The following is a 12,740-nucleotide window of genomic DNA, read 5'->3' on the forward strand; positions in this document are numbered from 1 at the left end:
CTTAACCCTTGGAAAAAAGCCAGCACCCACAGGTCAAATCCTGCGATGCGTCCACAGTCAAACCAGTAAAGACCCAACACAGTACTAGGTGAAAGGCAGTACAGGTTCTCCGTCTGCCTTGCGAAAACTTGAAGATATTATGAAGGATTATACAGGTTTCTCGGTGTAACTACGTATCTTTTGCAACCGCTTTGCCTGTTGTCAAGCAAATTCGATCGCTATCTACGGGGCAGTTCATAAAGTTTTTGCAAAGTCACGCAACCGAGTAGTCTGACTCAGCTAGAGGCAAAAGGTTCCCGCCAAAACGTTTCTTGCCAAAGTCTCAAGGCTGACGGCAGCGAAGCCCAGGGTGATGGTGACCAAAGATACAAGTTATGGCGTGTGCGTGAGTAGCGCTACGGCGTAGACGGCGATGCCCTCTTGGCGACCCACCGGCCCCAGGGTTTCGTTGGTAGTGGCTTTGACCCCCACTTGGTCGGGGGCTAGCCCCAGGGTATCGGCTAGCCGCGATCGCATGGCTTCGATGTAGGGCTTGAGCTTGGGCTGCTCGGCCACCACTACCGAGTCAATGTTGCTCACCTGCCACCCCTTCTCTTGCACCAAAGCATTTACCTGGGTTAGCAGTTTGAGGCTGTCGGCCCCGGCCCACTCGGGGTCGCCGGGCGGAAAGTACAGCCCAATGTCACCCAGGCTCAGTGCCCCCAGCATGGCGTCCATAATGGCGTGGGTGAGCACGTCGGCATCGCTGTGCCCATCAAGCCCTAGATGGTGAGGAATGTTAATGCCGCCTAGAATGAGCGATCGCCCCTCCACCAGCCGATGAATGTCGTAGCCGTTGCCAATTCTGATGCCCATACTGCTCCACCTTCGCTGCTTCGGCCAGGGTTTGGTCTCCTGGCCTGATGATTAACCACGTCTCTACGGTAGCCAGAAACGGGGCCAAGGTAACTGTGCCATGCCATCTCTGACCCATCGGTTTGCCATTCGCATCACCTGAATATGCGGCTCATCGGGAATCACCGGCAAAATCTCCGCCGGTTGCCCCTGTCCCAGGGTCGCAATCACTCGGTTCGCCGCCTCTAGCCCCGTCACGTAGGCCTTCTCCTGCGACCACGAGCCATGGCGGGTGACAATCCAGTCGCCCGCCATGAAGAGATTGTCGAAGCTGGTGGTGCCGGGCAGCAGGTAGCGGTAGCTGCCGGGGGCAAAGTGCGTCACCCCCTGGGGAATACGCACCACAGCGTGATCGATGATCTTGGCCTCGCCAAAGGCGGGAATGCACCCGGCCAAATCTTGCTGTACCTGCCTGAGCACCTGGTCGTCGTCTAGCGCCAGGAGCTGGTTGGCGTGGTAGTAGTCGGCCTCGACTACGGTGCCCGGTTCGTCGCGGTACTCGTCGTGGAGTGCGTTGAGGTCAAAGAACGTCCAGCCGGTGGTGGGGTGAAAACCAAAGCAGGCGTTGGAGGGCAGGGGAATATTGACTTTGCGATCGCACCACAACCGCGTAGCCAGCACGTCCACAGCTCCCAGATTGCGAATATCGCGAAATTCCTGACGTTCTCTGAGCTGGGCCGACTGCTCCACAATTTTCTTTAGCCCGCTGATGCCCACGGCAAACACCACCGCATCGGCCTCAAACACCTCGTCGCCCCCGGCACTACTACAAACCACCGCCGTCACCCGGTTGTTCTCCACCCGCACATCCGACACCCGGTGGTTGGCGAGAATCTTGCCCCCCGCCCGCTCGATCGCCTCCGTCCAGGGCCGAAAGATCTGCGCCCCCACGGTGCCCCGGCACCAGCGCACATCAAAGTCGGGCTGGTGGGCGAGAATGAAGTAGTAGAGCATCCCCAGCGCCGCCGCCGCCGAGCACTGTTCACCGGGGGCAAACAGCCCCACCAGCAGCATCGGCTCAAAGGATTCGTGGTAGAGCCGGGAGGAAACTCCGTACTGGCGAAAAAGTTCGCGGGCGGTGATGCGATCGTACTTTTGCCAGGCTTCGTCGGAGTTGTCGAAGTCGATCAGCGCTTGCAGCAGGGGCAGGGCCGAGAGCCGGTCGATCAGCGGCAGGCGTTTGAAATCGGTATAGAGAAAAGTGCCCAGGGGCGTGGGCAGGTAGGGCTGAGCCTGAAACAGCGGCGACTCGACCTCTAGCCCCTGGGGCGAATACTGGGCCGACCTGGTCCATTCGGTAAAGGGCTGAATGCCGAGGTGATCTGTCAGCGCAAAGATATTGCGGTAAGGGTACCAAAACCCGTGAATGCCCGCCTCAACGGCGCGACCCTGGGGGGTTTGCCAGCCCGCCACCAGGCCGCCGGGGTAAGCACCTGCCTCTAGCAGCGTGACGGCGTAGCCCTGGCGGGCCAGGTGATAGGCAGAGCCCAACCCGGCCCAGCCTGCGCCCACGACAACAACCTGCTTTCGCTCTGTCTGTTCTGTTGCCATGGTTAGCTCCGTCGCCTAGACTTGCTCTTTTACTGTAAGGGACTTGGCTTACTCAGGCTCGGCCTGTGGCTGCTCGGCGATCGCCTCGGCATTGGCCAGGGCGATGTTGGCGATGGTGCGATCGCGAAAGGTCAGCGTATAAATCTCGGTGGGCATGTCAATTCCGGCGGCTTGCAGCGCCTCTTTAATCGCCTGGGAGGCCGCTGAGGTCACCTGTAAAAATGACTGACGGCGAGAGTTGACCCAAAACAGCACCTCCAGATTGACGGTGCTGGCCGCCAGTTCATGGACCAAAATCAGCGGCGGCGGGTCTTTTTCGACCCCCTCGACCTGGGTAACGGCCTCGGTAATCACCTGCTGGGCGGCGGTGATGTTGTCTTCGTAGTCGATGCCCACGATCACATTGCTGCGCCGCACCGGAGATTCGGTATTGTTGACAATGCTGCTCTGAAACACCTTTTGGTTGGGGATATAGACCAGCCGCCCGTCGTAGGTGCGCATGGTGGTGGCCCGCAGCTGAATCTGCACGACGGTGCCCTCGTAAGTGCCAATCACCACCTGGTCGCTGATGCGAAAGGGGCGCGCCGCCAGCAAAATCACCCCAGATATGTAGTTGCTGAGCACGTCTTTGAGGCTAAAGCCGATGGCCACGCTGGTCAGCCCCAGGGTGCCGAGCAGGGTGGCAAAGTCGAGGCCCAAAACCCCCAGAGCCACAATGCTGCCGATCACCCAAACGCCGCCGTAGCACAGCCGCCCAATCAAAATTTCGGTGCTGCGATCGCCCTCGGTTTGCTCGGCCCACAGCAGCCCTACCCGCCGCACCCCCAGGGCCACCATCCAGGTCAGGCCCACCAGCACGATCGCCCCCACCAGCGACGGCAGCAGCACAATCGTGTCGTCTACGAGCTGACGCGCCGTGCCGTCTAGCCGTTGCAGTACGTCAATGGCTAAGTTGGGCTGGGCCAGCACCCGGTTGAGCCGGTCGGCCCACTGCTGGGCCAGGTCTTCAACACTCAGGCCAAAATCGGTGGCATCCTGCTGGGTGACGGTCATCAGCACCCGGTTATTCACCGTCAGAAGGGCAATCTGGCGGTCTTCGTCCACCTGCACGGTGACGGCATCCAGTGCTTGAGCCTGGCTCAGCAGCCCGCCAATGCGGCGGTTGATGATGGCCGCGCGATCGCGGGCACTCAGCCCCGTCAAGCTGCCCACCTGAAACACCGGCTGCCCCCGCACCAGCACATCGGCAAAAAACACCCCGGCTTCGGTCGGTTGAGGTAAGGCTTCTGTAGGAGCAGGCAACGCCGGTGCTGGGGAAAGTTCTTCGGGGCTAGCCTCGTCTTGAGCCTGAAGCCTGGCACCCGGCGCAATCAGGATGAGAACGAGAACCATCCCGCCCGCCCATGGTCGCCAAATCCGCTGAAAAATACTGACCTCCCCCTGGTTTAACCAGTCATAACCAAATCCTATCTGTGTCCCCCGATTTGCATAACCTTATGTCGCTTATGAGAGCACAACATTACAGGGCCTGACACGCTGTAATGCCCCTACAAGGTATCGATTTTGAATTGGGGTTTTGTGGGTTTGACACCACCATCCCAGTGCTCTACTCAATCACCGCACAGGCAATGCGCCCGCCAGAACCCCCAATGGGCTGAGAATAGTGATCGTCTTTGTCGGTGTGGATGATCAGCGCCGTGCCATCGTCATCTAGCAGCTTGGCGGCTCCCGCATCCAGGGCCACCAAATCGCTGTATAGCTCGACTTCTACCGTGCCATTGGGCGCGACTACCAGGTTGGGCAAGTTGCCCTCGTGGGGGCCGCCAGGGTTGCGGAAGCCATGGGGCGTATCAAAAGGGTTGACATGCCCGCCCGCCGACTTGAAGGCGGCGAGATCTGAGCAGTCGCCCACGGCGTGGAAGTGCATGCCGTGGTAGCCGGGGGGCAGGTCTTTGGCCTGAATCGTCACCAAAACCCCCTTATGCCCTTGCTCGATCTGCACAGTGCCGATCGGGTTGCCGCTGTTGTCGATCAAGTCGGCCTGGGTACTGAGGGCAAAGGCAGCGGTAGGACAGGCCACCAGGGCCAGGCCGATCAGGCAAAGGGCCAGACCAAAACGCTGGAGTGAGTTGAGCAAGGCTGACATGGGGGCAATCTCGTAGGGTCTGCGACTAGATCATAGTCGCGATCGCCCCAGGGGCTCAGATGGGCCTAAAGAAACGTTGAGGTTCTGCAAAGCGGCGATCGCCATTGATTAGGCTGGGTACGGAAGACGCAATGTTGGCCTTGCCATGCCCCGTCAGCCCAGCCCCAATTTACCTACCCAGCCGCGCCCTGCCGAGACGCCGATCATCTTCTCGGCCCGGCACCTGACCAAGACCTACACCATGGGCGAGGTGCAGGTGCGGGCGCTGCGATCGGTCGATCTAGACCTCTACGAGGGGGAGTTTGTGGTGCTGCTGGGGCCGTCGGGCAGCGGCAAGTCGACCCTGCTAAATATTTTGGGCGGGCTGGATGTACCCACCAGCGGTGAGGTGTTTTTTAAGGGCCAAAACCTGACGGCGGGGGGCGATCGCACCCTCACCCGCTTTCGCCGCCAGTCCATTGGCTTTATCTTTCAGTTTTACAACCTGATCCCCAGCCTGACGGCGAAGGAAAACGTGGCCCTGGTGACGGATATCGCCCCCCGACCGATGACCCCGGAGACAGCGCTGGAGATGGTAGGACTGGGCGATCGCCTCGATCACTTTCCCTCCCAGCTGTCGGGGGGGCAGCAGCAGCGGGTGGCGATCGCGCGGGCGATCGCCAAACGGCCCGAAGTACTCTTCTGCGACGAACCCACCGGAGCACTCGACTTTAGCACCGGCAAGCGGGTGCTAGAGGTGCTGGCCCAGGTCAACCAGGAGCTGGGCACGACGGTGGTGGTGATCACCCACAACGCGGGCATTGGGGCGATGGGCGATCGCGTCATTACCATGCGCGACGGCCAAATTCACACCATTGAAGTCAACGCCCGCCGCGCCTCCCCCGACGAACTGGAGTGGTAGGCAGGCCGATGCAAACCCTCGATCTAAAGCTATTTCGCGATCTGAAAGGCCTGCGGGGCCAGGTGATTGCGATCGTGGTGATTGTAGCCTGCGGCATTGCCAGCCTGGTGACCATGGTGAGCACCTACCAGTCGCTGCTGCTGTCGCAGGAGCGCTACTACAGCCAATACCGCTTTGCCGATGTGTTTGTACAGCTCAAGCGTGCCCCCAACGGGGTGATGGAGCAGATTCTAGAGATTCCAGGGGTGGGCCAGGGGCAGGCGCGGGTGGTGGCCACAGTAACTCTAGACGTGCCGGGGCTGGAGGATCCCGCCAGCGGGCGGCTGATCTCAATTCCTGAGCAGCGGCAGCCGATGCTGAACGATCTGGTGCTGCGATCGGGGCGCTACATTCAGCCGGGGCGGGCCGATGAGGTGATTGCCAGCGTGGCCTTTGTGCAAGCGAACAATCTAGCGCTGGGCGACACCATCAGCGCGGTGATCAACGGTCGCTGGCAGCCGCTGCGAATTGTGGGCACGGCGCTCTCGCCGGAGTACATCTACGAAATTAGCGGCACCGAGCTACTGCCCGACAACCGTCGCTTTGGGGTGTTTTGGATGGGGCGCGAGGCCCTGGCCACGGCCTTTGACCTGGATGGAGCCTTTAACGATGTGGCCCTGACCCTGACACCGGGGGCCAATGAGCAGGCGGTGATCTTTCGCCTCGACCAGATTTTGGAGCGCTACGGCGGCTTGGGGGCCTACGGGCGTGACAACCAGCTCTCGCACCGATTTTTGTCTGACGACCTGGCCGGATTGCAGGTGATGGCGCTGATTTTGCCACTGATTTTTTTGGGCATTGCGGCGTTTTTGGTGAATCTGGTGCTGGCCCGGCTGGTCAGCACCCAGCGCGATCAGATTGCAGTGCTCAAGGCCTTTGGCTACGGCAACTGGGCGGTGGGGCTGCACTTTTTTAAGCTGGTGGCGGTGGTGGTGGGGCTGGGGTCGGTGCTGGGTATTGGGGTGGGGCGCTGGTGGGGGGCCAACTTCACTCAGTTCTACACGCGGTTTTACCAGTTGCCGGCGGTGGAGTATCGGGCGGGGCTGGGGCTAATGCTGGGGGCGGTGGCGGTGAGTGCGATCGCCGCCGCCACCGGAGCCTTTAAAGCTGTGGGCGGTGCGGTGAGCCTGCCCCCCGCTGAGGCCATGCGCCCTGAGCCCCCGGCCAGCTTTAAGCCGACGCTAATCGAGCAGTTGGGATTGCAGCGGTTGCTCTCTCCCGCCGGGCGCATCATTCTGCGCAATGTGGAGCGGCGACCGGCCCAGGCGGCCATGGCGGTGCTGGGCATTGGTCTGGCGGTGGCGATGCTGGTGGTGGGCCGCTACTTCAGCGACGGCATCGATGCGATTATCGAGGTGCAGTTTCGCACAGTGCAGCGGGAAGATGTCACCCTCACCTTTATTGAGCCGCTGCCGGGGCGGGTGCAGTACGACCTGGCCCAGCTGCCGGGGGTGCTGCGGGTCGAGCCCTTTCGCGGCGTGCCGGTGCGGCTGCGGTTTGAGCAGCGATCGCGCCTCGGGGGCATCGTGGGCCTTACTTCCCCCAGCACCCTGCGACGGCTGATCGACAGCGATGGGCAGACTGTGCCCCTACCCGCCGACGGACTGGTGCTGACCACCAAACTGGCGGAGATTTTGCAGGCCCGGGTGGGCGATCGCCTCACCGTCGAAGTGCTCGAAGGGGCGCGCCCGGTGCTCTCGGTTCCCCTGGTGGGGCTGGTGGATGAGCTGGTGGGCCTGGCCATGTATATGGATGTCACCGCCCTGAATACGCTGATGCAGGAAGGCCCCACCTTTTCCGGTGCTTACCTGACGGTGGATCCGTTGCAGATGTCAGCTCTATATGCGCAGATCAAGCAAATTCCAGCGGTGGCCAGTATGGCTCAGAGAGAAACTGCCCTGGGCCAATTTGAAGACACCATTGCCGCCAGCTCCGGCATGATGAACAGCACCATTTTGCTGTTCGCCTGCATCATTGCCGTGGGGGTGATCTACAACGCCGCCCGCATCGCCCTCTCCGAGCGCAGCCGCGAGCTAGCTACCCTACGCATCATCGGCTTCACCCAGCGAGAGATCGCCTTTATTCTGCTGGGCGAACAGGGGGTGCTGACCCTGGCGGCGATTCCGGTGGGGTGGGCACTGGGCTACGGCCTGTCCTGGGTGCTAAACCATTCCCCAGCTCAGAATACCGAGCTGTTTCGGGTGCCCTTCATCATTCAGCCCGCCAGCTTTTTGTTCGCAGCGGGGGTGACGGCCCTGGCGGCGATCGCGTCAGGGTTGCTGATCGCCCGTCAGCTGCGGGGTTTAGATTTAATCGCCGTGCTGAAGACGAGGGAGTAGGGACGTGGGAGATTGGGGAGATGGGGGGATCCGTAGGGTGCATTCGCGCAGCAATGCACCGCTCCACCGCAACGCACCGCTATCCCCGCTTCCCCGGTGGTGCATTGCGGCTGGTCAAGGGAATTGGAGAGTTGCTCAATGGGGATTTAGCCGCGAATACACCCTACGGCTTTTGAATCAAACGCATCAAAAAGGTAGATCCATGACCAGCACAGAACCCACCAGCGACCAACGAATATCAGGCAATGGCGCTGCCCCGGCCCCACCGCCCAAACGACAATGGCGACGGCGATGGCTCTACGGCATCGGCGGGCTGGGCCTGGTGGGGCTGATCGCCTACGCTGTGCGCCCCCAGCCGATCGCAGTCGATCTGGCCCCGGTAGAGCGAGGGGCATTGCAGGTGACGGTGGGGGCAGAGGGCCAAACGCGGGTGCGCGATCGCTACATAATCGCCTCCTCCGTCGATGGCGAACTTCAGCGCATTGACCTAGACCCTGGAGATACGGTGACCGCTGGGGCGATCGTCGCCCGCATCGATCCGCTACCGCTGAGCAGTCAGGTCGAGGCTACCCAGGCCCGCCGCCGAGCAGTGCAGGCCCAGATCGCCGGGGTCGATACCCAGCGCCCCAAACCCGAGGCTCTGAACCAGGCCGAAACCCGCATTCGCGCCGCCCAGGCCCAGGTGACTCAGGCCCAGGCCCAGGTGACGGAGGCGGAGGCGGCGTTGGTGCAGGCCCAGAGGGATCGCGATCGCATGGCCACCCTCCATAGTCAGGGAGCCATCGCCCGCCAGCAGCTCGAAGCCATGGAACTGGCCGTTACCCAGCGCCAACAGGAGCTAGAAACCGCCCGCCAGCAGGTCTCTGTGGCCCAGGCCGACGTGCAAGCAGCCCAAGCCAATCTGGCGGTGCTCACCGCCGAGCAGCAAGACCCCGACTACCTGGTGGATGTCTATCAGGCGGAGCTAGCCGCCATCGATGCCGAACTGGCCAACCTCACCGACGATGCCCGCCGTACCACCATCACTGCCCCCGCCGCCGGGCGCGTGCTTGAAGTGCTCGAACCCAGCGCCCGGTTTGTGTCGGCGGGTACACCTCTGATCACCCTGGGCGATCCCAATGGCCTAGAGCTGGTGATCGACATTCTCTCCACCGATGCGGTGCGGGTGTCGCCAGGAGATGCGGTGCAGCTCGACCGCTGGGGCGGCGACGAGAATTTGCAGGCGATCGTGCGCCAGGTAGAGCCGTCAGCCTTTACTGAAGTGTCTGCCCTGGGGGTCGATGAGCAGCGAGTGAATGTGATCGCCGATTTCACCGACCCCGCCGTGCCCCTGGGCGATGGCTTTCGCGTCGATGCCGAGATTGTGGTGTGGGAAGGGGAAGACGTGCTGACGGTGCCGATCAGCGCCCTGTTTCGCTGCGACACCGACTGGTGCGCCTTTGTGAATGAGGCAGGCCGCGCCCAGCGGCGGCAGGTGGCGATCGGCCCCCGCAGCGACTTTGCCGCCGTCGTTGAGTCGGGGCTAGCCGAAGGGGAGCAGGTGATTCTCTACCCCGGCGACCAGATCGAAGCCAATGTCAGAATTAGGGGGCGTTAGACTCACCTTCTAACCTCAACCCCTCGTTTTTTATGGGCCAACCCGATAGAATCATGCCAATCCGTGAGGCCAGGATATAACGATGCAGATCCTCCACGGCACTTGGATACCTCGGCCCGCTTCCGACTTTGTGCAAACGGGTAGCTTTTGCCTGTGGGTTGAAACCGAGCAGAAGAGCCGCCGCAAGCAATCGCCCCACGCCCACCCCTGCCATCTGCCAGAACCCGATTTGGCGGCGGTACTCACCGATGAGCTAGGGCTGAAGTCGCCCGATCGCCGTCCCCCGACCACCATCACCCCCCGAACTTTTCTGTTGCCCACGGTAGACGGCCAGCCGCTCCCCTCCCTAGAGCTGTCGCGGTACCTGGAGGTGGAGATCCCAGAACGCTTTGACTGGCAGTACTGGCAGGTCGATTGCTACCAGGTGCCCGTACTTGCTGACGTGATTAGCCTGCTTAATAATCTGCACTTTCTGGCCGTCTACAACCTGGCGGAGGTGCAGATGGGGGCCGACCTGCTGTTTTGGCACCACTACACCCAAGCATTCAAGCAAGTCATTCTGCGCGATCAATACATTCCCGCTTTGAAGTATCGGCAGATAGAAGCCCCGAAGGCGACCACCAGGCGTAAGGCGGCGGGGACGAAAGCAACTAAAAAGCAGACGACGAAATTAGAGAAAGAGTTTGAGATTTATTCGGGGTGGGAAATTATTGGCGATCGCTACCACGAGCACATTCAAACCTACACCGACTACATGCCATTGCTCTGCGTGGCCGGGTTTGAAGAAGCTCCCCAGACGCCCACCTTCTACGATCGCGAAACGTTACTCCGCCACTTTTCAGAATGCTTTGTTGACGGGCTGGTGCGGAGTACGGCGATGCCCCAGACCTATCTCAAAACCATTGAAAATACGCTGATTCAGGACTGCTTGCAGGGCAAGACTCTGGGCAGATCGGCGGCAGATCTGGAGCGGTATCAGCAGTGGCAGGGATGGCGCGATCGCATTGTCCGCACCCAAACCGATCAAACCTTCTATCTCTACTTTCATCTGCAAGACCCGTTCAAGCCAGAAGATCCCTGGCAACTCCTGTTTCAGGTTGCTCCCAAGCATGACCCCTCCCTTAGAGTCTCTTTAGATGACTACTGGCGCATGCGCCCCAAGCAGCAGGCCCAAGTCAAAGCTCAGATGGGTGATGGATTTGAACAAAACCTGCTGATGAACCTGGGCTACGCCGCCCGCATTTACCCAGACCTGTGGCGTGGTCTGGAGACGGACGAGCCCGTCGGCATTTACATGAATTTAGACACCGCCTTCACCTTTCTAAAAGAGTCCGCCTGGGTGCTGGAAGATGCTGGCTACAAAGTGATCGTCCCCGCCTGGTGGACGCCCAAGGGTCGGCAGCGGGCCAAGGTGCGGCTGCGGGCCAAGGGCAAATCCTTGGGCGGCAGCGACAAATCGAAGGGCTACTTTTCCTACGACACCTTGGTGCAGTACCAGTACGACCTGGCGATCGGCGACCAGCCCGTCACCGAGCAAGAGTGGCAGCAGCTCGTCAATGCCAAGTCGCCCCTGGTCAAGTTTCGCGGCCAGTGGATGGAGCTAGACCAGGACAAAATGCAGCAAATGCTGGAGTTTTGGCAGCAGCAGCAGGCCGAAAACCCCGAGATGAGCCTGCTCGACTTTATGCGCCTGACCAGCGGCGAGGCCGACGATAGCCTGGAGGTCGAGTTCGATCGCGACGACGCCCTGGCCACCATGCTCACCCAGCTCAGCGACAAAACCCGCCTCGAACTCACCCCCGATCCTGCTCAGCTCCAGGGCAATCTACGCGACTACCAAAAGCGCGGTCTCTCCTGGCTGCACTACTTAGAGAATTTGGGCCTGAACGGCTGTTTGGCCGACGACATGGGTCTGGGCAAAACCGTGCAGGTGATCGCCCGCCTGGTACAGGAGCGCGAAGCAGTCAATCAGCCCATCCCTCCCACGCTGCTGATTGCGCCAACTTCTGTAGTGGGCAACTGGCACCACGAGATCGAAAAGTTTGCGCCGCACCTGCGGGCGGTGGTGCACCACGGCGGGGAACGCAACCAAGACCCCAAAGCCTTCAAAGCGCTCTGCCGCGACCACGACGTGGTGATCACCTCCTTCACCCTGGCCCGCAAAGACGCCAAGCTGCTAGAGGGCGTCACCTGGCACCGCATCGTGCTCGACGAAGCCCAAAACATCAAAAACCCCAAGGCCGCCCAGACCAAAGCCATTCTCAAGCTCAACGCCCACCACCGCCTCGCCCTCACCGGCACCCCGGTCGAAAACCGGCTGATGGATCTGTGGTCGATTTTTAACTTTCTCAACCCCGGCTACCTGGGCACCCAGACCCAGTTTCGCAAGCAGTTTGAGCTGCCGATCCAAAAAGAAAACAGCCCCGCCCGCTCCGCCACCCTCAAAAAACTGGTGGAACCCTTCATTCTGCGGCGGCTCAAAACCGACCAGTCGATCATCAAAGACCTGCCCGACAAAGTTGAGCAAAAGCTATTCTGCAACCTCACCCCCGAGCAGGCCTCTCTGTACGAAGCCGTGCTCAAAGATGTCACCGAACAGCTCGAAACCAGCGAGGGCATTCAGCGCAAGGGGCTAATTCTCGCCACCCTGACTAAGTTAAAGCAAATCTGCAACCACCCCCGCCAGTTTTTGCAGGATGAGAGCGAGTTTACGCCCGAGCGATCGCACAAACTCAGCCGCCTGCTCGACATGCTCGACGAAGTGGTGGCCGAAGGCGAAAGCGCCCTCGTCTTTAGCCAGTTTCGCGAAATTGGCGACGCCCTAGAGCACCACCTGCGCCACACCTGCCGCTACAACACCTACTACATCCACGGCGGCACCAACCGCAACAAGCGCGAGCAGATGATCGCCGACTTTCAAAACCCCGACACCGAGCCCGCCATCTTTGTGCTGTCGCTGAAGGCCGCCGGGGTGGGCATCACCCTCACCCAGGCCAACCACGTCTTCCACTTCGATCGCTGGTGGAACCCCGCCGTCGAAGACCAGGCTACCGATCGCGCCTTCCGCATCGGCCAAAAGAAAAATGTCTTCGTCCACAAGTTCGTTGCCATGGGCACCCTCGAAGAACGCATCGACCAGATGATTGAGGATAAGAAAAAGCTGGCGGGTGCGATCGTCGGAGCCGATGAATCGTGGCTGACGGAGCTAGACAACGACGCCTTCAAACAACTGATCGCCCTCAACAAAAGCGCGATTATGGATTGATGCAGGCA

General features: G+C 60.8%; 9 protein-coding genes. 5 read left to right on the plus strand and 4 right to left on the minus strand.

Annotation, left to right across the window (positions count from 1 at the left end):
* Positions 1-372: 372 nt before the first annotated feature.
* The 4 genes from ispF to AC0QKW_RS09010 form a co-directional block, all read right to left on the minus strand.
* Complete coding sequence (gene ispF / locus AC0QKW_RS08995; RefSeq protein ID WP_473150726.1) at positions 373-855, minus strand: 2-C-methyl-D-erythritol 2,4-cyclodiphosphate synthase; 483 nt, start codon at positions 853-855, stop codon at positions 373-375.
* 63 nt (positions 856-918) lie between these two features.
* A complete protein-coding gene (locus tag AC0QKW_RS09000; RefSeq protein ID WP_473150727.1) occupies positions 919-2,445 on the minus strand; it encodes a hydroxysqualene dehydroxylase in 1,527 nt (508 codons plus the stop codon).
* 48 nt (positions 2,446-2,493) lie between these two features.
* Complete coding sequence (locus tag AC0QKW_RS09005) at positions 2,494-3,837, minus strand: mechanosensitive ion channel family protein (protein WP_473150728.1); 1,344 nt, start codon at positions 3,835-3,837, stop codon at positions 2,494-2,496.
* A 214-nt stretch (positions 3,838-4,051) separates the two neighbouring features.
* Positions 4,052-4,591 (minus strand): superoxide dismutase family protein, encoded by a 540-nt coding sequence (locus tag AC0QKW_RS09010; protein ID WP_473150729.1) that lies wholly within the window; start codon positions 4,589-4,591, stop codon positions 4,052-4,054.
* A 145-nt stretch (positions 4,592-4,736) separates the two neighbouring features.
* Here AC0QKW_RS09010 and AC0QKW_RS09015 point away from each other — a divergent pair, with 145 nt between their 5' ends.
* From AC0QKW_RS09015 to AC0QKW_RS09035, 5 genes are all read left to right on the plus strand, one after another.
* Positions 4,737-5,492 carry an ABC transporter ATP-binding protein gene (locus tag AC0QKW_RS09015; RefSeq protein ID WP_473150730.1) on the plus strand — a complete coding sequence of 252 codons (756 nt, stop codon included), beginning with the start codon at positions 4,737-4,739 and terminating at the stop codon, positions 5,490-5,492.
* 8 nt (positions 5,493-5,500) lie between these two features.
* Positions 5,501-7,870, plus strand: a complete 2,370-nt coding sequence (locus AC0QKW_RS09020; protein WP_473150731.1) for an ABC transporter permease — start codon at positions 5,501-5,503, stop codon at positions 7,868-7,870.
* Positions 7,871-7,890: 20 nt separating this feature from the next.
* Positions 7,891-8,046: a hypothetical protein gene (locus tag AC0QKW_RS09025; protein ID WP_473150732.1), complete on the plus strand. Its 156-nt coding sequence runs from the start codon at positions 7,891-7,893 to the stop codon at positions 8,044-8,046.
* A 26-nt stretch (positions 8,047-8,072) separates the two neighbouring features.
* Positions 8,073-9,467 (plus strand): efflux RND transporter periplasmic adaptor subunit, encoded by a 1,395-nt coding sequence (locus AC0QKW_RS09030; protein ID WP_473150733.1) that lies wholly within the window; start codon positions 8,073-8,075, stop codon positions 9,465-9,467.
* Between the two features lie 82 nt (positions 9,468-9,549).
* A complete protein-coding gene (locus tag AC0QKW_RS09035) occupies positions 9,550-12,732 on the plus strand; it encodes a DEAD/DEAH box helicase (protein ID WP_473150734.1) in 3,183 nt (1,060 codons plus the stop codon).
* Positions 12,733-12,740: the final 8 nt, after the last annotated feature.

It is taken from the genome of Pseudanabaena sp. PCC 9330 (assembly GCF_055795045.1).